At 42.2% G+C, this 25,405-nt stretch carries 19 protein-coding genes; 9 read left to right on the forward strand and 10 right to left on the reverse strand.

Annotation, left to right across the window (positions count from 1 at the left end):
• Window positions 1–258 precede the first annotated feature (258 nt).
• Both pckA and BTO08_RS14490 read left to right on the forward strand, forming a co-directional pair.
• Window positions 259–1,890, forward strand: a complete 1,632-nt coding sequence (pckA, locus tag BTO08_RS14485) for a phosphoenolpyruvate carboxykinase (ATP) (protein WP_105061439.1) — start codon at window positions 259–261, stop codon at window positions 1,888–1,890.
• A 183-nt stretch (window positions 1,891–2,073) separates the two neighbouring features.
• Window positions 2,074–4,071 carry an AsmA family protein gene (locus tag BTO08_RS14490; RefSeq protein ID WP_105061440.1) on the forward strand — a complete coding sequence of 666 codons (1,998 nt, stop codon included), beginning with the start codon at window positions 2,074–2,076 and terminating at the stop codon, window positions 4,069–4,071.
• Here BTO08_RS14490 and BTO08_RS14495 read toward each other — a convergent pair.
• The 3 genes from BTO08_RS14495 to BTO08_RS14505 are packed head-to-tail and all read right to left on the reverse strand — an operon-like array spanning window position 4,023 to window position 6,350.
• Window positions 4,023–4,946, reverse strand: coding sequence for a bifunctional GNAT family N-acetyltransferase/hotdog fold thioesterase (locus BTO08_RS14495; RefSeq protein ID WP_105061441.1), 924 nt, complete (start codon window positions 4,944–4,946; stop codon window positions 4,023–4,025). The two genes, BTO08_RS14490 and BTO08_RS14495, sit on opposite strands and share 49 nt — an antisense overlap.
• A gap of 58 nt (window positions 4,947–5,004) precedes the next feature.
• A complete protein-coding gene (dtd, locus tag BTO08_RS14500) occupies window positions 5,005–5,442 on the reverse strand; it encodes a D-aminoacyl-tRNA deacylase (protein ID WP_045084559.1) in 438 nt (145 codons plus the stop codon).
• Window positions 5,439–6,350 carry a virulence factor BrkB family protein gene (locus BTO08_RS14505; RefSeq protein ID WP_105061442.1) on the reverse strand — a complete coding sequence of 304 codons (912 nt, stop codon included), beginning with the start codon at window positions 6,348–6,350 and terminating at the stop codon, window positions 5,439–5,441. Before BTO08_RS14505 ends, dtd begins: the two co-directional genes overlap by 4 nt.
• A gap of 177 nt (window positions 6,351–6,527) precedes the next feature.
• Between BTO08_RS14505 and BTO08_RS14510 the strand changes: the two genes are divergently transcribed.
• On the forward strand, window positions 6,528–7,166 hold the full coding sequence (locus BTO08_RS14510; protein ID WP_105061443.1) for a DUF2959 domain-containing protein: 639 nt from the start codon (window positions 6,528–6,530) through the stop codon (window positions 7,164–7,166).
• Between the two features lie 206 nt (window positions 7,167–7,372).
• Here the strand turns inward: BTO08_RS14510 and typA are convergent, their stop codons facing one another.
• Window positions 7,373–9,199 (reverse strand): translational GTPase TypA, encoded by a 1,827-nt coding sequence (typA, locus tag BTO08_RS14515; protein WP_105061444.1) that lies wholly within the window; start codon window positions 9,197–9,199, stop codon window positions 7,373–7,375.
• 579 nt (window positions 9,200–9,778) lie between these two features.
• Between typA and glnA the strand changes: the two genes are divergently transcribed.
• From glnA to add, 5 genes are all read left to right on the forward strand, one after another.
• Complete coding sequence (gene glnA, locus BTO08_RS14520; protein ID WP_005372511.1) at window positions 9,779–11,188, forward strand: glutamate--ammonia ligase; 1,410 nt, start codon at window positions 9,779–9,781, stop codon at window positions 11,186–11,188.
• A 141-nt stretch (window positions 11,189–11,329) separates the two neighbouring features.
• Entirely contained in the window at window positions 11,330–11,911 is a 582-nt protein-coding gene (locus BTO08_RS14525; protein WP_105061445.1) for a DUF4124 domain-containing protein, read from the forward strand.
• A 126-nt stretch (window positions 11,912–12,037) separates the two neighbouring features.
• On the forward strand, window positions 12,038–13,087 hold the full coding sequence (glnL, locus tag BTO08_RS14530; RefSeq protein ID WP_105061491.1) for a nitrogen regulation protein NR(II): 1,050 nt from the start codon (window positions 12,038–12,040) through the stop codon (window positions 13,085–13,087).
• Between the two features lie 21 nt (window positions 13,088–13,108).
• Window positions 13,109–14,524, forward strand: a complete 1,416-nt coding sequence (glnG, locus tag BTO08_RS14535) for a nitrogen regulation protein NR(I) (protein ID WP_105061446.1) — start codon at window positions 13,109–13,111, stop codon at window positions 14,522–14,524.
• Window positions 14,525–14,640: 116 nt separating this feature from the next.
• Entirely contained in the window at window positions 14,641–15,645 is a 1,005-nt protein-coding gene (gene add, locus BTO08_RS14540) for an adenosine deaminase (RefSeq protein ID WP_105061447.1), read from the forward strand.
• Window positions 15,646–15,727: 82 nt separating this feature from the next.
• On the opposite strand, the gene hemN is transcribed toward add, so the two are convergent.
• The 5 genes from hemN to BTO08_RS14565 all read right to left on the reverse strand — a co-directional run bounded on the left by hemN (window position 15,728) and on the right by BTO08_RS14565 (window position 20,483).
• Window positions 15,728–17,101: an oxygen-independent coproporphyrinogen III oxidase gene (hemN, locus tag BTO08_RS14545; RefSeq protein ID WP_105061448.1), complete on the reverse strand. Its 1,374-nt coding sequence runs from the start codon at window positions 17,099–17,101 to the stop codon at window positions 15,728–15,730.
• A gap of 140 nt (window positions 17,102–17,241) precedes the next feature.
• Window positions 17,242–17,721 carry a DUF2489 domain-containing protein gene (locus BTO08_RS14550; protein ID WP_005372498.1) on the reverse strand — a complete coding sequence of 160 codons (480 nt, stop codon included), beginning with the start codon at window positions 17,719–17,721 and terminating at the stop codon, window positions 17,242–17,244.
• A 3-nt stretch (window positions 17,722–17,724) separates the two neighbouring features.
• Window positions 17,725–18,270: a Der GTPase-activating protein YihI gene (gene yihI, locus BTO08_RS14555; protein WP_045084567.1), complete on the reverse strand. Its 546-nt coding sequence runs from the start codon at window positions 18,268–18,270 to the stop codon at window positions 17,725–17,727.
• A complete protein-coding gene (locus tag BTO08_RS14560; protein WP_105061449.1) occupies window positions 18,270–18,911 on the reverse strand; it encodes a class I SAM-dependent methyltransferase in 642 nt (213 codons plus the stop codon). Before BTO08_RS14560 ends, yihI begins: the two co-directional genes overlap by 1 nt.
• 948 nt (window positions 18,912–19,859) lie before the next feature.
• Entirely contained in the window at window positions 19,860–20,483 is a 624-nt protein-coding gene (locus BTO08_RS14565) for a c-type cytochrome (RefSeq protein WP_105061450.1), read from the reverse strand.
• 157 nt (window positions 20,484–20,640) lie between these two features.
• On the opposite strand from BTO08_RS14565, the gene yihA reads away from it, so the two are divergent.
• Entirely contained in the window at window positions 20,641–21,315 is a 675-nt protein-coding gene (gene yihA, locus BTO08_RS14570; protein ID WP_105061451.1) for a ribosome biogenesis GTP-binding protein YihA/YsxC, read from the forward strand.
• Window positions 21,316–22,272: 957 nt separating this feature from the next.
• On the opposite strand, the gene polA is transcribed toward yihA, so the two are convergent.
• Window positions 22,273–25,044: a DNA polymerase I gene (gene polA / locus BTO08_RS14575; protein ID WP_105061452.1), complete on the reverse strand. Its 2,772-nt coding sequence runs from the start codon at window positions 25,042–25,044 to the stop codon at window positions 22,273–22,275.
• Between the last annotated feature and the right edge of the window lie 361 nt (window positions 25,045–25,405).

The raw sequence follows: 25,405 nt of genomic DNA on the forward strand, positions 1-25,405 counted from the left end.
TTTCATATTAAAAACCAACATTCTAGCTAAAAATTGAAAGTGAATCACAAAAAAGCGCTTCTTTTTTCACCAGAAATAATAATTCAACCCTCTAGATTTCTGCTTTAACCGCCCTGTAAACTAAATAAAAACATCTAATTCACACGCCCGTTAGCCTTATAAAGGTTAGGGTTATTTTATGATGTATATCCCTGATTTAGCCCGTTATGGTTGCTAGCATGGTTAATAGTTAAACAACATCTTACCCAAGGAGCGCCAATGAGCACAATGTGTGTCGATAATAAGGTTGCAACGAACATGGATTTGTCCCAATACGGAATACTCAATGTTACAGATGTGATTCGTAATCCTTCTTACGAAATACTGTTCGCAGAAGAGACGAAAACAGAATTAAAAGGGTTTGAAAAAGGCATTGTCACCGAACTCGGTGCGGTTGCTGTTGATACAGGGATATTTACCGGTCGTTCACCACAAGACAAATTTATTGTAAAAGACGACACTACCCAAGATACCTTGTGGTGGTCAGATCAAGGCAAGAACGATAATAAACCACTTAGCCAACAAGCATGGCTTGATCTTAAATCTCTCGTAACAGCACAACTCTCTAACAAGCGTCTTTTTGTGGTAGATGGTTATTGTGGCGCTAATCCTGATACACGTTTATGTATTCGGGTGATCACTGAAGTTGCTTGGCAAGCACACTTCGTTAAAAACATGTTTATTCGCCCAACAGAAGCTGAGTTAGCAACATTTGAACCCGACTTCGTGATTATGAATGGCTCGAAGTGCACTAACCCTAAATGGCAAGAGCACGGCATGAATTCAGAGAACTTCACGGTATTTAATCTCTCTGAAAAAATGCAACTTATTGGTGGTACATGGTATGGCGGCGAGATGAAAAAAGGAATGTTCGCAATGATGAACTACTTTTTACCTCTCAAAGGAATCGCCTCTATGCATTGCTCGGCCAATAAAGGAGAAAATGGTGATACCGCTATCTTTTTTGGCTTATCTGGTACAGGTAAAACAACCTTATCGACAGATCCTAAACGGGCATTAATTGGTGATGATGAGCATGGCTGGGACGATAATGGTGTGTTTAACTTTGAAGGTGGATGTTATGCAAAAACCATTAACCTTTCACAAGAAGCTGAACCTGATATTTACCATGCAATCCGCCGTGATGCGTTACTGGAAAACGTAACAGTACGTAATGATGGTTCTATCGATTTCAATGATAACTCAAAAACAGAAAACACCCGTGTCTCTTACCCGATTTATCATATCGATAATATTGTAAAACCTATCTCAAAAGGTGGTCATGCCAATAAGGTTATTTTCTTATCGGCAGATGCTTTTGGTGTATTACCTCCAGTATCCAAGCTAACACCCGAGCAAACCAAATATCACTTCTTGTCAGGTTTTACGGCAAAGCTCGCAGGGACGGAACGTGGTATTACAGAGCCGACCCCAACCTTCTCTGCGTGTTTTGGTAATGCCTTCCTTACTTTACACCCAACACAATATGCCGAAGTGTTAGTGAAACGTATGGAAGCAGCGGGAGCTGAAGCCTACTTAGTCAATACAGGCTGGAATGGCACAGGTAAACGTATTTCGATCCAAGATACTCGTGGCATTATCGATGCTATTTTAGATGGATCGATTGATAGCGCACCAACCAAACAAATTCCTATTTTTAATTTAACCGTACCGACGGCATTACCGGGTGTTGACTCTGAGATCCTAGATCCTCGTGATACCTATACCGACCCATTGCAATGGGAAAGTAAAGCCAAAGATCTTGCTAGTCGATTTATCGTAAACTTCGATAAATATACCGACACAGCAGAAGGCGAGTCTTTGGTTAAAGCAGGCCCGCAACTCGATTAACTCTCAAACAATCAAGCCCCTATTTATAGGGGCTTTTTTATATTTCTCATCACTAGGCTAGTGTCAATTCAATAACCATAGCGTGCCTCAAATCCGACTCACATACCTTGCCAAGTACTCATATTTGCGCCAATCTCGTCATATAGATAATAAAATGTGTTAATGGCTTTCAGGGAATGAATTATGCGTTGGGTTGCCAAACTTATTGCTTCTGTATTACTGCTTGGCGGACTGAGTATCGCGGCACTTATCGTCTTGCTGCAAACCCGCTACGCAACTCCCATACTCAACCATACCCTCGCCTTTTTCTCCCACTACCAGTTAGCTGAAACACAATTACACTATGATATAAAACAACCGCTACAAATAACGCTTCAACCGCTAACCGTAAAGAAGGCGGATAAAACCTTATTGTCAGTTCACAGTATCACTCTCGAACTTTCATCACGCTCATTACAAACACAACATCTAATTTTTTCTAACGTCATTATTGATGGGATCAATTTACATCATCAGCAATGGGATAAATTTGAACATCTCTCTGCATTTTCTATTAACCGTTTAGCGATTAATGATCTCTCCATAGCCACTCCAGCGATAACAATCAACCATGCGCAACTTCAAATCGATAATTGGCAATATAGTGATCGTCAACAACCTTGGTGGCAGCAATTTAGTGGACAGTTTCAATTAAGTGTTCCGCAAATAACATGGCGCAATCAAACGCTAGAAAATCTGTTATTAAACGGAACAAAACAAAAGCAACAGTGGCAACTGGCTGGGTTTTCAGGAAAATGGCAACGAGCGAACTTTAATGGCACGGCAAACTATAATAGTGACACCCAGTTATTAACGTTAGATCAACTCACTCTCACTGACCTTCGCATTCAGCAATCACAACCCTTGCAAACATTGCCACAATGGTTAGCTGATTCTACGCCCGTTCGTCATATCATGATTAAACGCGCAGACATTCTAGACAGCAGTATTGAACAACCTAGTTGGGCTGCTGATAATATTAATTTGTCATTAGAGAACTGGTCATGGCCTAACGGTTACTGGCAACAAGATAACGCCCATTTATCTGTCAGTGCCAGTAATGCGAAATGGCACGATATCGTATTTGAACAACCGATCGTTGAGCTGAATTTCATGCCGGAAAAGATCGACAGTCAGGGTATTTCGGCTCAGTTACTCAATGGCTATATGCATATGGATGGAGAAATTGCACCTGATAAGGTCACACTAAAAAAATTGTTGATCTCAGGTATAAAAGGCTTTCTTCCTCCACAGTGGTTCCAAACAACAAAAACATTAACCTCAGGGCTATCAGAGCTAACTATCGATAAGCTTGATATCAATAATATACAGTTAACATCAACAGACACTCAGCTACCGTTTCAACTCGCCGGGATTAATATTGACGGTAACAATGTGGTAGTAAAACATCAGCATCAATGGGGGTTATGGCAAGGCGATCTTGATACCAGCCTTGGCTTTGCTAGTATCAACCAAATTGTTTTTATCGATCCAATTGTAGAAATGAGCAGTTCCAATGGCGATTGGGCGATCAATAAATTTGTCTTACCTTTTACTGATGGCATGCTAACAGCTAATGCGAATATTCAATTAGCGCAACAAGGTCAACCTTGGTCTCTTTCTATCTCCAATGATAGTGTTCCCGCCGCTCTCATTTATCGTTGGTTCAAATTACCACTGCCATTAAACGGTAAAATTGACGGAACATTACACGCACAAGGATTAGCAAGTAACCGCCAAAGCTTCAATTACAGTTTATCTGGACAAACCGCTCTTACCTTTAGAGATATTCATTTAGATAATATTGCACCAACCCAATTACTCGATAATTGGAAAACGAAAAGAAAGTTACTCGGTACGGTATTAGATAACAACCATGAAAACAGCGATAGTACCCCCCAAGCATTAATACTATCACCTCTAAATATCACAGCTGAAAGAGGAAGAGTTACCATTCCTACTTGGCTCGCAAGCAATGATGATTTTAGCCTATCACTCACCAGTCATTGGGATCTAGCGATCCCAACACAACAACAACTGGAGTGGGTATTAAAAGAAAACTGCCAACAAGTCGATCGTCGTTGGCATGCAGATCAAATAGAAGTGAATTCGTTTTCAACGTGTAGCGGCAAGATCAAATAAGTACCGGTAAAACTAGAAGCAACTTTACCGCCACTATACACATTCACATCGACACTAATGCGACCTTTACGACCTTTCGCTAAGCGATCAATATCACCGCGTAAATTTTCTATGGTACTCACCGCTTTAGGTCGCTCTGTCACAGGGGCAGAATAACGAATGTGACTATCAACCAAAATGATATTGCCTTCTAACCCACGCTCTTTAAGCAATAACCAAATAAAGCCCCAGCCCGCTAAGGTTGCCATGGTAAAAATGCTACCCGCAAACATAAACTCATTGGGGTTTAAATTAGCATTAAACAGCGCACTCACTTCAAAGCGATAACCTGTGTATTGGTTGATTTTTATCCCCATTTTATCGCTGATCGGGATCTGTTGTTGCCACAGTGTTTGTAACTCCTGACACCATTCAGGATGACGCACAACTTCATTCAATGGCTCAAGATGTTTCAGCATTTGTTGGTGACGAACAGGGCCTCGCTCATCACTCAATTCACCTTCACTGGCAAAGCCATTTTTTAAATAAAACGGGATCGCATCTTCGCGAGCATTACACACCATGCGCTTAGCACCGTCTTGCCTTGCGAGTGATTCTAGAGCCATTAAAATTAAGCCACCTAAACCATGGTGACGAACATCAGGGTCAACCGCCATGTAACGTACTTGTCCTTCATTATCAGGCGTTAAATATAAACGCCCAATCGCTACCACCTGATCACGATTATTGATGATCATACGATGTTCACTCAGTTCATCATACGCATCACGTTCAGAGCCTTGCGGCATCTGCCAAGGTTCACGCAACATCCGCCAACGAAAATGGTAATAGCTCGCCAACTGCTCATCTGTTTGAGGCGTCACTAATCGAAACATGAATTCCCTCTCTTTCCATTCTCGGTTTATGGTGTATCTCTGATACTAATGTGATTTTCTAGACTTGTAGCCAGAACGTCACTGGACCATCGTTATTTAGTGCTACTTGCATATCGGCAGCAAAGATACCCGTTTCAGTTTGAATTTCTTTTACCTTACATTGTTCGACAAAATATTCATAAAGACGTTCAGCATCAACAGGTGCAGCCCCACTCGAAAAACCTGGGCGCATACCCTTTTTAGTATCCGCAGCTAATGTAAATTGCGATACAACCAATACACTGCCACCCGCCTGCTGTACGTTTAAATTCATTTTGCCATCGTCATCACTAAAGACACGGTAACCGAGCACTTTATCACGCAATTTTTGCGCTTTTGCTTCATCATCACCTTTTTCAACGCCTAACAGCACTAACAAGCCTTTGCCTATAGCGCCAGTGATCTGTCCATCTACCGTCACACTAGCCTCAGTAACTCGTTGGATCAGTGCAATCATTTTTCTTCCTCTTTCATATTCTGCGACGTGTCATCAGGTTTTTTCTCTGTCGGTAATGATAACTGATTCGCCTGCTCCCAAAAACCACGCTCACCTAAACTGGCCGTGATCTCTGCGCCCAGTAAAACAATGCACCAACATAAATAAATCCAGACAAATAAGATAGGAATTGCAGCTAAGGCGCCGTAAATCATCTGATAAGAATGAAAATGCGCGAGGTAAATCGCAAAACCTTTCTTACTTAGCTCAAATAAAATGCTCGCACTTAGACTACCAATCAGTGCATGACGGAACGTCACTTTACAATTCGGTACTAATAAGTAGAGCAATAAAAATGCCAAACTCGACATAAGAGAAGGAAACCAGCGTAAGGACTGCTGTAAAAGACCGTGTAATGCTTGATGTTCAAGTAATGCCAGTGAACCAAGGTAAGAGCTTACCGCAATACTAGAACCTAACAGGATCGGTCCTAACGTTAAAATCATCCAATAGATTGAAAACGAAATAATCCAACGACGTTTCTTTTTAATTCGCCAGATATAATTTAACGAGGTATCTATTGATGAAATCAACATCATGGCAACCACAAATAAAGCCGCAATACCGACAGCAGTCATTTTGCCAGCATTAGAAACAAACTCATTTAAGTAGGTTTTCACGACCGCGCCGGCCGCTGGTACGAAGTTCTCAATCACAAAATTTTGTAGTTGCTCACCAAGCCCAGCAAATACCGGCACTGCTGATAACGCCGAAATAACAACAGTGATAAGCGGCACAAGTGATAATAAAGTGACATAAGCCATTGAGCCTGCGGTAACCGTTAAACGATCATGATTCACTCGCTGGATTAAATACGAAAAATAATCCATCATCAGATGGATTTTGGGACCAAATTGCAACTTCGCCATTGGTTTGTTGTCAGCCTTATAACTTTGTTCTATTAATCTTATACACATTGTGAAAAGGCTTTCATTTTTTGCCTTCTCTCAACTCTTTATTTGCGTCTTATCAATCAATTCTCTCTTGTTAGAACAAACGTTAAGATTGATTTATTTCAGCGCAGCATGTCTTACTAGGAGCATAACATGCCTTATTTTCTTGCTATTTTACTTAGCGTTAGCTTACTTTCCGGCTGCCAATCAGCCTATTACTCAGCGATGGAGCAAGTCGGCGTCCATAAACGTGACATCATGGTTGATCGGGTAGAAGACGCCAACGCGGCCCAAAAAAATGCACAAGAGCAATTTACCAGTGCGCTTGAAGGGCTTAAAGCATTAAATAATTTCAATGGTGGTGAGTTAGAAGCCGCATACAACGACGTTAATGATCAATACAAAGACAGTGAAGCGGCAGTCAATAAAGTAAAAGATCGTATCGCTGCTATTGAAGATGTGGCTGATGCATTGTTTGAAGAATGGAATGACGAGCTTGCGCTTTATAAGAGTGCAACACTGAAACGTGATAGTGCAAACAAGCTACGAGCAACCAAAGTACAGTATCAAAAAATGCTATCTGCGATGAAACGTGCAGAGCAAAAAATGGAGCCTGTGTTAGATACTTTGCGTGATAACACGTTATACCTAAAGCATAATCTAAATGCAGCAGCAATTGGCTCGCTACAAGGTGAGTTCAACTCACTGCAACGCGAGATCCAACAAGCGATCCGCGATATGAACAGCGCCATTGCAGAATCTAACCGCTTTATTGGTCATCTAAAGAAATAAGCTATCGACAAGGTGAGTCAGCACCACGGCTCACCTTTTCTTTGCCCTAACCTCCCAGTCCGACACTTATCTTCAGCCATTCGCCACAATCCCCATATTTCCCCCTTCAGATACAACAATCCCCATATTTCCCCCTTCAGATACAACAATCCCCCGATTGTTACCAACCGAGGGATTGTTTAATAACTAATGAAATTAATCAGTAATTACTTTGCACGACCTGCACGCTTACGATCGTTTTCAGTAAGAAGTTTCTTACGAATACGGATGCTTAAAGGTGTAACTTCTACTAGCTCATCGTTATCGATGAATTCTAGTGCTTGCTCAAGTGTGTACTTGATAGCAGGAGAAAGAGTTTGCGCTTCGTCAGTACCAGAAGCACGAACGTTTGTAAGCTGCTTACCTTTCAGACAGTTAACTGTGAGGTCGTTAGAACGGTTATGAATACCGATGATCTGACCTTCGTAAACTTCGTCTGCGTGCTCAGTGAATAGACGGCCACGCTCTTGTAGGTTAAACAATGCATAAGTCAGTGCTTTACCTGTTGCGTTAGAAATCAATACACCGTTGTTACGTTGACCGATAGTACCGCCCTTGTGAGGACCGTAGTGATCAAACGTATGGTAAAGAAGACCTGAACCTGAAGTCAGTGTCATAAACTCAGTTTGGAAACCGATAAGACCACGAGAAGGCATCATGAAGTCCATGCGAACACGGCCCTTACCATCTGGTGCCATATCAGTTAGCTCACCTTTACGAAGACCGATGTTCTCCATGATACCGCCTTGGTGCTCTTCCACCACGTCGATAGTCACAGTTTCAAACGGTTCCATTAGCTGGCCGTCTTCTTCTTTGATGATAACTTCAGGACGTGATACTGCTAGCTCGTAGCCTTCACGACGCATGTTTTCGATCAGGATCGATAGGTGAAGTTCACCACGACCTGATACGCGGAATTTATCTGGGTCAGTTGTTTCTTCAACACGTAGTGCAACGTTGTGTACTAGTTCTTTTTGAAGACGCTCTAGGATGTTACGTGAAGTAACGAACTTACCTTCTTTACCAGCAAACGGAGAGTTGTTTACTTGGAAAGTCATGGTAACTGTTGGCTCATCAACAGAAAGCGGCGTTAGTGCTTCAACACAGTTCTGATCACAGATAGTGTCAGAAATCTTAAGCTCGCCAAGACCTGTGATTGCAATGATGTCGCCCGCTTTCGCTTCTTCAACTTCATGACGCTCAAGACCTAGGTAACCTAGAACTGTACCTACTTTACCGTTACGCTTAGAACCGTCAGCACCTACGATAGTTACTTGTTGGTTAGCTTTCACTGTACCACGAGTAATACGAGCAACACCGATAACACCAACGTAAGAGCTGTAATCTAGCTGAGAGATTTGCATCTGTAGTGGGCCATCAACGTCCACTGAAGGCGCTGCAACGTTATCAACGATAGATTGGAACAATGGTTCCATGTTCTCGCCAGTTTCGCCTTCTTCTAGTGTTGCCCAACCGTTTAGTGCTGATGCGTAAACCACTTGGAAGTCTAGCTGTTCGTCAGTTGCACCAAGGTTATCGAATAGGTCAAATACTTGATCCATAACCCACTCAGGACGTGCACCTGGACGGTCAATCTTGTTGATTACAACGATTGGCTTAAGACCGTATGCAAACGCTTTTTGCGTTACGAAACGTGTTTGAGGCATAGGGCCGTCAACTGCGTCAACGATAAGCAATACAGAGTCAACCATAGACATGATACGCTCTACTTCACCACCGAAATCGGCGTGTCCAGGGGTATCTACGATGTTGATGCGGTAGTCATTCCAGTTGATTGCTGTGTTCTTAGCAAGAATGGTAATGCCACGCTCTTTCTCGATATCGTTAGAATCCATCACACGTTCTTCGGCTTCGCCGCGACCCTCTAACGTGCCAGACTGCTGTAGAAGTTTATCAACCAGGGTAGTTTTACCGTGGTCAACGTGAGCAATAATTGCGATATTTCTTAATTTATCGATCGATTGATTAGACATTAGTTTCACATTCACTCAGAACATGCAGCATCTTCACTAGAGGCTACTTGATTAAAAAAACGGCTCATAATTTAACAGATTTTACGCCAAAACCCACGAAATATGTGATTTATATCACCAGCTTTTTTATGACCATGCTCTAGAGCCGCATTTTTACTCGCTTTTTGGCCTAATTTTATTTTTTTGAACCCTTCTATTCAGGCCATAAATACCCTCTTAACCTTGCTTTCTCACTCCTTACGGATAAAAAACATCATTAAAGGTACACAGCTCTCATTTAACAATAAAAAAACACTTTTTTAAGGATATTATGAATTGACAATAATTTTTAACATCGCGATAGTAAGCATGTTCTATTATTGTTAATGACACGCCACCGCACCAAAATGGTGCATACGTGCATCAAGATAGTGCAAAAATGGATTAATTAAGCTTTAGCAATGCGTAAAAACCGCATTTTTAAAGCTTTTAAAAATTGGCATGGTTTTCGCTTAAGAACATTCAGATCTGCTCATTCTCAGAAATGAGCAACACTAGATTTGCGGCCATGCCCTTATATAACACCGGAGGTTACTCAAGATGTCAGTAGAAAACGTACTAGCGCTGATCCAGGAAAATGAAGTTAAGTTTATTGACCTACGTTTTACCGATACAAAAGGTAAAGAACAGCATATCTCGATCCCATCTCATCAAATTGATGCTGATTTCTTCGAAGAAGGTAAAATGTTTGATGGCTCTTCAGTTGCAGGTTGGAAGGGTATCAACGAATCAGACATGGTAATGATGCCTGACGCGTCAAGCGCGGTACTAGACCCATTCACTGAAGATGCTACGCTAAATATCCGTTGTGATATTTTAGAGCCAGCAACAATGCAAGGTTACGACCGTGATCCTCGCTCTATCGCGAAGCGTGCAGAAGAGTTCATGCGTTCAACAGGTATCGCAGACACGGTTCTTATCGGTCCTGAGCCAGAATTCTTCCTATTTGACGATGTTAAGTTTAACACTGACATGTCAGGCTCTTTCTTCAAGATTGATGACGTAGAAGCAGCATGGAACACAGGTTCTGATTTCGAAGGCGGTAACAAAGGTCACCGTCCTGGCGTTAAAGGTGGTTACTTCCCAGTAGCACCTGTTGATTCATCACAAGACATCCGTTCTGCTATGTGTTTAATCATGGAAGAAATGGGTCTAGTTGTTGAAGCTCACCACCACGAAGTAGCAACAGCAGGTCAAAACGAAATCGCAACACGTTTCAACACGCTAACAACAAAAGCAGATGAAATTCAGATCTACAAGTATGTAGTTCATAACGTTGCACACGCATTTGGTAAAACAGCAACCTTTATGCCTAAGCCACTAGTAGGTGATAACGGTTCTGGTATGCACGTTCACCAATCACTAGCAAAAGACGGTGTAAACCTATTCTCTGGTGATAAGTACGGCGGCCTTTCTGAAATGGCACTTTACTACATCGGTGGTATTATCAAGCACGCACGTGCAATCAACGCATTTGCTAACCCAGCAACGAACTCATACAAGCGTCTAGTTCCAGGCTTTGAAGCTCCAGTAATGCTAGCTTACTCTGCACGTAACCGTTCAGCGTCGATCCGTATTCCTGTAGTACCAAGCCCTAAAGCACGTCGTATCGAAGTACGTTTCGGTGATCCAGCAGCTAACCCATACCTAGCATTTGCTGCAATGCTAATGGCTGGCCTTGACGGTATCCAGAACAAGATCCACCCAGGCGAAGCGATGGATAAAGACTTGTACGACCTACCAGCAGAAGAAGCGGCTGAAATCCCAACAGTTGCAGAATCGCTACAAGGCGCACTACAAGCACTAAGCGACGACCGTGAGTTCCTAACATCTGGCGGCGTATTCTCTGATGACTTCATCGATTCTTACATCGCACTGAAATCTCAAGACGTTGAGAAAGTAAACATGACAACTCACCCACTAGAGTTTGAACTTTACTACTCTGTTTAAGTAATCATTTAATTACTAAACATTAAATACTTAGGCCTGCTTCACAAGCAGGCCTTTTTGATCTTGTTGTTCGTCACAAAGCAACGACAATAAAGTTTCTTTGATCCCTCCGTCCAGTGCTATCAAACTTGGAGTTAATGGATGAAACTCTCTCGTTTTATAAAAGTAACACCCGCAACAATTGTGGCTATCATATGGGTCACATCAATACCGACACATGCTTCAACTATCTACTCATGGACAGATGAAAATGGCGTGGTGCACTTTACCGATCAACCTCAAACGCCCGATGCCACCGCTTACCCTTTAAGCGTGACAGAAGTCAGTGGCAATATTGAACAAACCGCAGATACTATTGACACTCAAACCACTGATATTACCGTGGTAGAAGAGCCAGCAAAAACCATTACAACCGTCAGTTTAGTTTCGCCAATGCATGAGCAAACCATCCGTAATAACGAAGGTATCATCAATATTCATGCGGTCACCAACAGCAAACTTAACAATCAAACCCAAGCGCAATTAGTATTAGATGGCGTGGTTAAAGGTGAACCTCAAACGGAACTCACTTGGACATTAGATAACATTGATCGTGGCAGCCACCAGCTACAAATTCAACTAGTTAAAGGCGGCAAGGTTATTGCATCGTCAGATAGTATTACCGTTTATCTGCATCGAGCCACAGTGAAGGCAAACAAGCCAAAGCCAGTACAGCCTCGCTAGTCCACAGTTTCATCAATTAACAGTGCCCGATCAGCAATAAACAGGTTACACTCAGATGCACCAATTTGGTGCATTTGACCTAAATAAGCCTATTGATGGTTTAGGTAATCAACAAGGATGCTGATTGTGACTACCGCTTTTACCCCTATAATTATTGATAACCTTGTTACTGCGGTCATACTACTGGATGAGCACTTAACGATTCGTTATGTCAATCCTGCCGCAGAACAACTGTTATCGTCGAGTAAGCGCCGTTTGCTGGGCATTACGTTACCTGAGTTATTACAGTACTCCTCACTTGATCTCGATGTAATCGCAGCTACGTTACAAAGTGGTCAAGGCCTAGCTGATAGTGATGTCGCTTTTGTGATTGATGAACAGCGCCACCTTCTCGCCTTAAATGCCAGCCCTATTTCATGGCAAAAAAATCTTTTCGTGATGCTGGAGCTTAAACCTATCGATCAACAACGTCGTATAAGCCAAGAGCTCTCCCAATTAGCTCAGCAGCAAGCAGCAAAAGAATTAGTACGAGGGTTAGCTCATGAGATAAAAAACCCACTAGGTGGCTTAAGAGGCGCTGCACAGCTACTTGAAAAAGCACTACCCGACCCTAGTTATGTCGAATATACCCAAATGATTATTGAGCAAGCCGACCGATTACGTAATTTGGTTGATAGGCTATTAGGCCCGCAACGCCCAGGCATCAGAAAAACCGATAATATTCATCTCGTATTAGAAAAAGTACGTCAGCTGATCATACTGGAAAACGACAGTAATCTTGTGATTGAGCGCGACTACGATCCAAGTCTGCCTGAGATTGAAATGGATACCGAACAACTCGAGCAAGCCTTACTCAATATTGTCAGTAACGCTGCTCATGTTCTAAAAAAGCAGAATGGCGGAATAATTAAGCTCAAAACCCGTACAGCTCATCAAGCCTTGATCCAAGGTAAATACGCCCGCATCGCCGCAAAAATTGAGATTATCGATAATGGTCCCGGGATCCCAGCCGCGATCCAAGACACCTTATTTTATCCAATGGTAACCGGTAATGCTGATGGTACAGGGTTAGGGCTATCGATCTCACAAAATTTAATAGACCAACATAATGGCAAAATTGAAGTGATTAGCTGGCCAGGACACACCAACTTTACGATCTATTTACCAATACAATAATAACGATTAGGAGAGTAACGTATGAGCAAAGGATTAATTTGGGTTGTCGATGACGACAGCTCTATTCGCTGGGTAATGGAAAAAACACTTATTACCGCTGGCATGAAATGTGAAACATTTGCCAATGCCGATAGTGTGCTTGAAGCGCTAGAGCGTAATGTCCCTGATGTATTGGTCTCTGATATTAAAATGCCGGGAACAGATGGCTTAACGTTACTAAAACTCTTACAACAAGATTACCCACTATTACCTGTGATAATCATGACGGCACATTCAGACTTAGATGCCGCTGTGAACGCCTATCAACGTGGGGCATTTGAATATCTCCCTAAGCCATTTGATATTGATGAAGCTGTGAGTCTTGTTGAGCGCGCGGTCAGTCATAGCCAAGAGCAGAAACGTCAACAACAACCAGAAACGGAAGTAAAAGCGGTACCTGAAATTATCGGTGAAGCCCCTGCCATGCAGGAAGTTTTCCGTGCTATTGGTCGCCTTTCTCGCTCATCCATCTCGGTGTTAATTAACGGCGAATCTGGCACAGGTAAAGAGCTTGTCGCCCACGCTTTACATCGCCATAGTCCACGCAGTAAAAATGCTTTTATTGCCCTGAATATGGCCGCTATTCCCAAAGACTTGATTGAATCAGAACTGTTTGGGCATGAAAAAGGCGCATTTACTGGCGCCAACAGTGTTCGTCAGGGACGATTTGAACAAGCCAACGGTGGAACACTGTTTCTCGATGAAATCGGTGATATGCCATTAGATATTCAAACCCGTTTACTGCGTGTCTTAGCTGATGGGCAGTTTTATCGTGTCGGTGGACACTCTCCCGTTAACGTCGATGTCCGTATTATTGCTGCAACGCACCAAAACCTAGAGCGTCTTGTCGCAAGTGGTGATTTTCGTGAGGATTTGTTTCACCGCTTAAACGTTATTCGGGTGCATTTACCGTCTCTAAAAGATCGTCGCCAAGATATCCCTCAACTGGCGCGCCACTTCCTACAACGCGCGTCGAACGAGTTAGGAGTAGAAGTCAAAACCCTGCACCCTAACACGACCGAACAGCTAGCTGCACTGGATTGGCCGGGTAATGTTCGCCAATTAGAAAATATTTGTCGCTGGCTTACTGTCATGGCAAGCAGCAGCGAGGTCTTACCTAGCGATCTCCCCCCTGAGTTACTTGAAAATACTCAAAACACTTTATCAACTCAGCAAGATAATCGACATTGGCAACAAGGCTTACAGCAATGGGCCAAGCAAGAATTACAGCAAGGTAATGAAAACTTATTGGCAGAAGCCCTACCTGAGTTTGAAAAAATCTTGCTAGAGACTGCGCTACAACATAGCCACGGTCATAAGCAAGAAGCGGCTCGATTATTAGGCTGGGGAAGAAATACCCTTACCAGAAAGCTCAAAGAGCTGGGTATTAACGACTAACTATCACAACATAAATCGGGTTGCAGGTGAAGACGATCACATTTAGCTGCAACGATTATGTTCACGTTATACACTTTGCTTATACTTAACGCTCAGTTTTCATCGGAATAATCATAATGATCAACAAGCATCTTCCTTTAACGGATCTACACCGTCACCTTGATGGCAATATTCGCCCTCAAACTATCTTAGAACTTGGCCAGCAATTTAATATGGCACTACCGGGCCATGATCTAGAAAGTTTACGCCCACACGTTCAGATCGTTGAAGCTGAGCCAAGTCTTGTGGCTTTTTTATCAAAGCTAGACTGGGGTGTTGCAGTATTAGGCGATCTCGATGCTTGTCGTCGTGTCGCTTATGAAAACGTTGAAGATGCCTTGAATGCACAAATTGATTATGCCGAGCTACGTTTCTCACCTTACTACATGGCAATGAAGCACAACTTACCGATCGCTGGTGTAGTTGAAGCCATTATTGATGGAGTAGAAGCTGGTTGTCGTGACTTTGGTATCAAAGCGAATTTGATCGGTATTATGAGTCGTACCTTTGGTGTTGAGGCTTGCCAGCAAGAGCTTGATGGCTTACTCGCTCACAAAGATAAATTGGTCGCTATCGATTTAGCCGGCGATGAATTAGGTCAGCCTGGCGCACAATTTAACGCACACTTTAAACAGGTTCGTGATGCGGGCTTACGTGTAACCGTTCATGCTGGTGAAGCAGCGGGCTCTGAAAGTATGTGGCAAGCCATTAATGAGCTTGGCGCAGTACGTATTGGTCACGGTGTAAAGGCAATTCAAGATCCAAAACTGATGGATTATCTCGCAGAGCATAAAATTGGTATTGAATCGTGCATTACCTCAAACATTCAAACCAGTACTATTAGCAATATCAAAGATCACCCTATCAAACCATTCCTCGAGCATGGTATTTTAGCCTGCCTCAATACTGATGATCCTGCCGTTGAAGGTATTGAATTACCTTACGAATATGAGGTGGCAGCACCCGCTGTTGGATTAAGCCAAGCGCAAATCGAACAAGCACAACGCAATGGCTTAGAGATCGCCTTCTTGAGTGAAAACGAGAAACAAGCTCTTCGCGAGATGGCAGCACAACGCAGCTAATCACTCACGCGATAAAAACCAGATAACAAAAAGCCCCATTCCAGCATTGCTCGAATGGGGCTTATTATTTAATCCAAGAAGATTAAATCACTCGTGAAAACTGCTGTTGGCGAGCGCGATCACGTAAGTATTTATCGAAACACATACAAATATTACGGATCAATAAACGTCCCTTCAGCTCAACGAAGATATATTGCTGATCCACCGATACTAACTCATCATCAATAAAGGTCTTTAAAAGCTCTAAATCTTCAGCAAAGTATTGATCAAAATTGATATTAAATTCCGCTTCAATCGCTTTCTTATCAAGCTGGAAATTACAAATGAGGGCTTTGATCACTTCACGACGCAGTAGGTCGTCCGCATCTAGCGAGACCCCTTTCCACAGTGCGTTTTGTTTTTCTTCAATATCACGGTAGTAATGCTTTAACTCTTTTTGGTTCTGCGCATAGCAATCACCAATCATAGAAATCGCTGATACACCCATTCCTAATAAATCACACTCACCTTGAGTGGTGTAACCTTGGAAATTACGGTGCAGAATCCCTTCACGCTGTGCAATTGCTAATTCATCATCCGGTTTTGCAAAGTGATCCATACCAATAAATTGGTATCCTGCTCCCGTCAACGTCGCAATTGTATCTTGTAAGATACCTAACTTTTCTTTGGCACTCGGTAATAGCTCTTCGCTGATCTTACGCTGTGCCGCAAACAATTTAGGCATGTGGGCGTAGTTAAACACCGATAAACGCCCCGGATTCATCGCCAGTACTTGCTCTAATGTTTTCGCAAACATTTCACGATTTTGTAGCGGTAAACCATAAATCAAATCAAGGTTCGTTGAACGGAATCCCAACTCACGTGCACGCTCAACCATCGCAAAGATAAACGCTTCGTCTTGCTCACGGTTAACCAGTTTTTGCACTTCTTTATTAAAATCTTGCACCCCGATACTTAAGCGATTAAAGCCTTCACTGCGAAGGTGATCAAGAATATCGAGTTCAATTTCACGCGGATCGACTTCAATGCTGATCTCAGCATCATCATCAAAATTAAACGCCGCACGCAAGCTATTCATTAAACGGCTGATCTGCGCTGCAGTAAGAAACGTGGGAGTACCACCGCCCCAGTGCAATTGACTCACTTGGCGATCGCCCAATAAAGTCGCACGTTGTTTAATTTCTTGTTCTAGCTTATCCAAGTAGTCATCCGCTTTATGCTGATGACGGGTAATGATTTTATTACAGCCACAGTAGTAACAAAGCTTATGACAAAATGGGATGTGAATATAAAGCGATAGCTTACGATCAGGGTATTGCTTACATGCCATCTCAAATTCAGCAGACGTGAACGCTTCATTAAACTCTAATGCAGTTGGGTAAGAGGTATAACGCGGACCTGAGTAGTTGTACTTTTCAATCAGGGCCTGATCCCAAATAATCTGCTCATTTGACATGACATATTTCCAATATTGTAGGGAGAATAAAGAGTTAAACGTGTAATGATAGTAAAACGAATAACACTTATAGTTTATAAGACAATACAGCCATCGCCTAATCAGATTAAACGATGACTGTAATAGTTCAGATCAAGTCATTAAGACTTCGTAGACAGGATAGCATCCAGCTCGACCGCAATAGCTTCTTGTAATCGAGTTTCAGCCTTCATTCGCTCCAGATCAAAGCGCATTCGAGCACGTTTCTCTGTTTGTTGACGCGCTTCACCGCGAGGCATATCTTTTACTACCTCATACAGCTCTGTAATAGCTGGATAAGTGGCTGCAAAATCAACACTCTTATCAGCCTGTAGCGCTTCCATCAACTTATACAAACGAATCGCCGCTTCAGACAAATCACATTGTCCTTGCTTGGTCGCTGCGGCAATCACATAAACGCTCTCTAAAATCGTATTATTACGCGTTTCTATCGCCTCTTTTTGCTGTTGTTCAGCACGGGCTAAAAAAACTTTATGGCGTTGATTTTGTTGGTATAGCTTAACAAGTAACGTTCCCGCATAAATACCAAGCGCGGTTACAATTGTGCCACCAATAACAAGCAGAAGCGTCAAATCCTGCAACGGTTACTCCTTACCGAATTTATCTAAATCCATCTTTTCAAATTGATCGAGTAAATCATCATCAGACTTAACCGCTGGGCGGTACTCATCTTCCTCGAACAATTCAACTTCATCTTCTTCCATCAAACCAAGCTGCTTCATAAGCTGCTCAATACGATCAAGTTTTTGGTCGACTTGTTTCTGCAAGCCTGCACCTAACTTTTCACCAGCATCTAAGCGATCAAGAAGAACCATCAGCTGCGCATCATTTTCAAGCATTGCTAATTCTTGCTCTGCTGACATACGACGTTGCTGTTTGGTCATTGGCTTTTTCGGCTCAACGATCAAAGGAATTGGTTTTTTACTACCAAGACGTGGGTCTTTTTTCTGCGCGGCATTACGCTGCTTAGTTTCTTCAACGGCAGAATGGCGACTACCAGTTTTTAAGCCTTTACGCTTTTTCGCTTTCTGGCGCTGGCGAGATTCGATCTCTAATTGGTTCGGCGTTTTATCACGGTATACCGCTGGGCCTTCAGAACCAATCTTACGGCCTCTTTTTTTACGGGTCATTACTGGGTTTTCCTCAGCAAAATCACATCATTTCCAACAAACTCAACTTCTAAGCCATCACGTTGCGCTAAAAAGCGGAACGTATCGCGACTAAAGAAACTGACGTGGGTTGGATCGTTCTTATAATGCCAACGTGTAAACGCTTCGGCATCGGTTGCTAGCTTTGTCATTAACCCTAGCCATCCGCCAGGTTTAATCATACTCAGCAGCAGCCCCCATTCCTTCGCAGGCTGATTAAAATGTTCTATGGCTTCGGTACACGTAACAAAGTCATATTGACGCGTTAATACACTAGGATCAGGTGCAAAATATGGATCATAGATCGCCATATTATATCCCATTTCCTCCAACATAATGGAAAGTGTTGGACCGGGACCGCTGCCAAAGTCTAAAGCATCTAATGGCCCAGCCGGTAAACGTTCCACTAATGGTGTCGCTAAACGACCTAAAAATTGGCGATAACCCATATCATCTGGATTATTTTGATGTTGATCATAAACGGCTTTTTCTTGCTCTGGTGATAACTGAGCCTCAGGATCAGCAAAAATTAACGCACATTGCTGACAACGAAAATAGCAGCGATTTTTATCTTCAACAAATACTCCATGCTGTTCACTATGGCACAGTGGACATGGCTGCATGATCACTTCTCCGGTGTTGCCGATTATTAGCAAAATCGGAACTGGTGTAAAATCGAGCGGGCTATTCTATACCCAATCGCGGTCAAGATGTAGTTTTGCCGACAAATTGTGCAAGTTTATCTGTAAATACGATAAAGATAGATAAAAGATCAACAAGTTAACTTGTTTATAATGCAGATAGAAAAAGAGGGGAAAAGAAAAAAGCGATAGGCTTGCACCTATCGCTCTATATGTAAGCCACTGGCTTATATTCTGTCTAGTCATCCTAACTAGCGTGTAACATCCCGGTTAAGCAACGTTCCCTTTGTTATTAGTGCTTTCCTTGCGAGCTTGTTGTTCGTCATCATCCTGATGAGTTTTGCTCTTCCGTGTTCTGTCCATAGCAATTCAACTCGTCCTGAGTTGGCGTTCCTTTCCGCTTACTATCATCCTGATAATAATGCCACCATCCTTGTGAGCACGTTATCCGTAACGTACCGCTTATTGCGTCGACATCATGTCGTTGCAAAATCTTATCCGTAAGTGTCTTCCTGACAATCCAATACGCTTCTTGCGTCAACCCTAGTCATCCTAACTAGACGTCCTGTGATCCTTCGAGCTCCTGCTCATGCTGTCCTAGCGCTTCCATCCATTGTCGCTCTCCCTGTCGACACGAGATAATCTACAGTAACCAAAGACTGAAACAATGTACCGATATCACATTTTTAAAAACACAAACCACCAATAACAATCAAGTCATTGTTATTAATGGTTATTATATTTTTAGCTACAAAATTTCGAGCTAAAACAACCCTCACAAATGGCAGATCTCTTACAAGCTGCTGAGCAAATAACACAGAAGTAAAAATAGTCTTGCTGAATGAAGAACCAAAAGATATAAAGCAATGATTGTTAGACAATAAAAAAGCAGCCTAAAGGCTGCTTTTTTCTATGGAGAGCGAACTATATTTAATGCAAACCGCCAACATATTGTGACAACGCATTAATTTCATCATCACTTAATTTTGCAGCAACCGAGCGCATCATTGCGTTCATATCATTAGCACGAGCACTTGAACGGAATTCTTCAAGTTGAAGTTTTACGTATTCCGCATTTTGACCAGAGATTTTAGGGAATCCAGATAAACTCGTACCATTGCCACGAGGGCCATGACACGCAATACAGGCAGCGATACCACGTTCAGTATCACCAAAACGGTAAAGTTGTTGCGCGACTTCAACGGATTCTTTTGGGGAAGTATTATCTGAAATAGGCAGGGAAGCATAATATACTGCGATATCTGCTATATCTTGGTCAGAAAGAGCCATGGCCATTCCTCCCATAACAGGATTATTACGTCCTTGTTTTCCGCCGGTAGCCATTGCCAGTTTGTATTCTTTTAATTGCTTTTCAAGATATTTAGGGTGCTGTCCAGCAAGCTTAGGATATTGCTGCATCAACGCTGCATTGCCATCTGTACCATGGCAGGCGGCACATGTTGCAGCTTTCAATTTACCTGCTTCGATGTTGCCTTCTTCAGCCGTGGTCGAATAACTAGCAAGAAGGCTTAATATTAATATTAATTTCTTCATGACATTCCATTTATAATTATAGGGCTTCCACTACCACAAGTAATGCTCACTTACATAGTATACAATACGATCCCAAACCGAGCTCGGTTTAACATATTTTATACATCTTCACATAAAAGCAATCAGTCGACTACTTGAAGACTAGACGGAGTTAACAGTGAATCAACCTCTCAACTACAGAAATACAAGTTTTATCACAAGTGCGCCAGATATTCGTCACTTGCCGCAAGATGCAGGCGTTGAGATTGCATTTGCTGGTCGCTCTAACGCGGGTAAGTCGAGTGCCCTAAACCGCTTAACCGATCAAAAAGGGTTAGCGCGTACTTCAAAAACGCCTGGTCGTACTCAGCTGATCAATATGTTTGAAGTGGTTCAAGGCTGTAACCTTATCGATTTACCGGGTTATGGCTTTGCACAAGTCCCTCTTGAAATGAAATTAAAATGGCAGAAGTCGCTAGGAGAATACCTTCAGCGTCGAGAGTGCTTACAAGGCCTTGTGGTATTAATGGATATCCGTCATCCGATGAAAGATCTTGACCAACAAATGATTAATTGGGCACTTGAAAGCCGTTTACCTGTTCTGGTCTTACTAACTAAAGCTGATAAGCTAAAAAGTGGCGCTCGTAAAGCACAGGTATTAAAAATCCGTCAGATGACTAAAGAGTTAGAAGGTGACGTACAGGTTGAAGCTTTCTCTTCGTTAAAAGGTATTGGCGTCGATCAAGTTCGCCGTAAATTAGATGAGTGGTACGCGCCAGAGCTAGAGCGTCAACGCGTGCTTGCCGGTGGTGATGATGCTTTCCCTGAGCAAGTAGAAGAAGACAACGAGTAAAATACGTTGTTTATATAGCTCTAAGGATTGGAGCTATAAAAGTTCCCCACCATCTCGGTGGGGCAAATTAAGAGAGAAACAGGAGGTATTTTAGTTTTGTGCAACAAACAATAATGATTTCTACTCTTAGCGCAATCCCTTCCCCTTTACATGACTAGATTTACATATTTTTTTGCGACTCCCGACCATATTTCCCTCTAAATGCCGATATAAATATTACTTATCCCTGACTTGCTCAGCACATTATTTCTTTAACAAAATAACAACATAAAATGTTAATAAACCATGTTTCGTTCTGGAAGTTTATTACAACCACATTTAACTAAAAAAGAGCAAAAAAAAACCACTCCCAATAGTTTAGGAATGGTTATTTCATGGATTTGTTGAACGGCTAATAATGTCATCAGCACTGACAGCAAATATGAACAAGAAGCTATTTTTAGTATAGCGGCTGTTTTAATTTTTTAAAGTATTTACTCTAAAAAATAACGTCTAAAGAGAAAATAAAGAGAAAATAAAGAGAAAAACAGGCCAACAGATAGGCCAAAAAGATCAAATAGACCAATGAACGACCATAATTTGATTAGTAATTAGCTAAATAGAGAGAAAACGAAATAAATAATCAACAGATAAAGAGAAAGGTATAAACGGAGAGAAAAAATTTGCTAGCGCACAATAAAAAACGCCCCGGTCCAAAGTGAGACCAGGGCGGCTGAATCAGCCAAATCCAATAACGTGAAACAAAAGGTCTGAAAGATAGAACATCTTACCTCTGTACCCTACACCTGTAACTGTATATCAAACGTTCAGTTTTTGGAACCCCTAAATGTAGTTTTTTTTCACTTTGTTGTAAGTAAATTTTACATATTGGTTTTTATTTGTCGCTTATTTTTAACAAAAAAAATAGCCAGCATCGTGCTGACTATTTATTATTATTCTTATTATTACCAATAAAAATTAGTGCGCTTGATCCCAGTTATCACCGTAACCAGTATCTGCGATAAGCGGTACATCCAGCGTCGCTGCTTGTTCCATTAATGCTTTAACTGATGCTGTTACTGTTTCAAGTGCTGATTCTTTCACTTCAAACACTAATTCATCGTGTACTTGCATTAATAAACGCACATCACCTTCCGGTTGTTGCTGTACCCAACCATCAACCGCAATCATCGCCAGCTTGATGATATCAGCCGCAGTTCCTTGCATTGGCGCATTGATTGCTGCACGCTCCGCTGCTTTTCGACGTAAACCATTACGTGATTTAATGTCTGGAAGATATAGGCGACGGCCAAAGAGAGTTTCAACGTAACCTTGCTCTGAAGCCGCATTACGCGTGCTTTCCATGTATTCTAAAACACCTGGATAACGCTCAAAATACACATTCATGTAGTTTTGCGCTTCATTACGTCCCATATCTAGCTGCTTTGCTAAACCAAACGCACTCATACCATAGATCAAGCCAAAGTTAATCGCTTTAGCACGGCGACGCTGCTCACTGCTCACCTCTTCAATATCCAAACTGAGAATTTCAGCGGCCGTTGCTGCGTGGATATCTTTACCATGACGGAAAGCATCTAATAATGCTTTATCACCAGATAAATGCGCCATAATACGTAGTTCAATTTGAGAGTAATCGACCGCAAGGATCTTATAGCCGCTTTGCGCGACAAACGCTTGGCGAATACGACGACCTTCTTCATTACGTACTGGAATATTCTGCAAATTTGGATCGCTTGATGATAGACGTCCGGTTGCAGTCACGGCCTGATGGTAAGAAGTATGGACTCGACCCGTTGCAGGATTTACCATCTTAGGCAACTTATCGGTGTAAGTAGATTTCAGTTTTGCAAGTCCACGATATTCCAAGAGTAACTTAGGCAGTGGGTAATCAAGCGCAAGCTCTTGCAATACTTCTTCATTCGTTGACGGTGTACCAGATGGCGTTTTCTTTAAAACAGGTAATCCCATTTTTTCAAATAGGATCGCTTGAAGCTGTTTTGGCGAGCTTAAATTAAATTCTTGCTCCGCAATTTCAAACGCTTTTTTCTCAATTTCATCAAGTCGAGCAGCGATCTCTGTTGATTGTGCGCCAAGCAACATACTGTCGACATAAACACCCGTGCGTTCCATACGTGAAAGTACTGGCACTAATGGCATTTCGATAGTTTCAAAGACATGCTTAAGTTTGTCGTCAGCTTCTACTTTAGGATACAACGTATTGTGCAAACGCAAAGTAATGTCAGCATCTTCAGCAGCATAAGGGCCAGCTTGCTCTAAATCGATTTGATTGAACGTTAGCTGTTTTTTACCTTTACCTGCAACTTCTTCAAAGCTGATATTCTTATGCTCTAAATAACGTAGGGCAAGGCTATCCATATCATGACGCCCAATAACGCTATTAAATACATAAGATTCAAGCATTGTATCGAACACAATACCCTGCATTTCAATGCCATAACGAGCAACAATACTGGCATCAAACTTAAGGTTTTGACCAATTTTCGCTTGTTTTGGATCTTCAAGTAGCGGCTTTAACTGCTCTAGCACCCAATCACGGTCAAGCTGCGCTGGCGCATCAAGATAATCGTGAGCCACAGGGACGTAAGCCGCTTTACCTTCTTCAATCGCAAAAGACACACCGACGACATTCGCCGTCATGTAATCTAAACCATCGGTTTCGGTATCAAAGGCAAACGCCTCTGCCGCTTTTAATTGCTCAAGCCATGTTGCAAAACTTTCTTTATCTAAAACCGTTTCATACCCACTACGATCAATCGTTGGTGCAACGGCTTTTTTTTCAGCTGGCACATCACCTGATTTTTCGTCAGCAACAATACGGCCATCGCTTCCATCAAGCATTTCAGTTAACCAACGACGGAACTGTAACTTACCAAAAAGCTCGGTGAGAGCATCTGTATCAGGCACACCTTTACGCAGTTCATCAGGTGTTACATCTAGCTCAACATCCAATTTAATGGTGGCAAGCTTATATGACATGTAAGCCGCTTCTTTATTATCAATCAGCTTTTTCGCCATGGTTTTTGAACCACGGAAACCGAGAGCAGCAATATCATCTAAATTATCGTATAAAGCATCTAACCCACCGATACCGGTCAGCAATGCTTTTGCTGTTTTCTCACCAACCCCAGGTACACCTGGAATGTTATCTACTTTATCGCCCATCAGAGCAAGGTAGTCGATGATCAACTCAGGACCAATCCCAAACTTATCCACAACACCGGCGGGATCCATCACAACATCAGTCATGGTATTGATCAAAGTAACATTTTGATCCACCAGCTGTGCCATATCTTTATCACCTGTACTGATAAGTACAGGCATACCTTGTTGTGATGCTTGTGTGGATAACGTGCCAATCACATCATCCGCTTCAACGCCAGAGATCGCGATCAATGGTAGCCCCATCGCTTTGATCACCGCATGCAATGGTTCGATCTGACTGCGAAGATCGTCCGGCATCGGTGGACGATTGGCTTTATATTCAGGATACATATCATCACGGAAGGTTTTCCCTTTCGCATCAAAGATCACTGCGATATGTTCGGTTGAAAATTGACGTAACATGCTACGTAGCATGTTTACAACACCATAAATTGCGCCTGTCGGCTCACCGTCAGAATTAGTGAAATTCGGTGCAGCATGGTAAGCGCGATACAGGTAAGAGGATCCATCAATCAGGATCAATGGATTTTCTGGAATAGTTGCCATAGGGTTATTCTTATATCCAAGCGTTTGTCGTTCAGGTTAGTAGCTCTATTATCGACCATATTAGGCGTTGAGCGACAGGAAAAATGCAATAACCATAGAATGCCACGCCCTGTCGCAAGTGTTAACCAATGTTTTATTCTATTCTCACTTTTTCTGTGGATAACTTTGTTAGTATTTAATTTACGCCAGTTGATCGTTTTTTGGGTAATTTGGCAAATAAGAAACTATTACAAACACAATCAATAACTTAACTATAAACCTTAATTTCGATCCTCGATCCCTATTTGATCATTAATTGTGGAAAACCTCATAGTGATAAAGCCAAATGCGGTAATAACACCATAAAAATCAGACGATTTGT

Origin of the sequence: Photobacterium angustum (genome assembly GCF_002954615.1) — a bacterium.
GTDB lineage: Bacteria > Pseudomonadota > Gammaproteobacteria > Enterobacterales > Vibrionaceae > Photobacterium > Photobacterium angustum_A.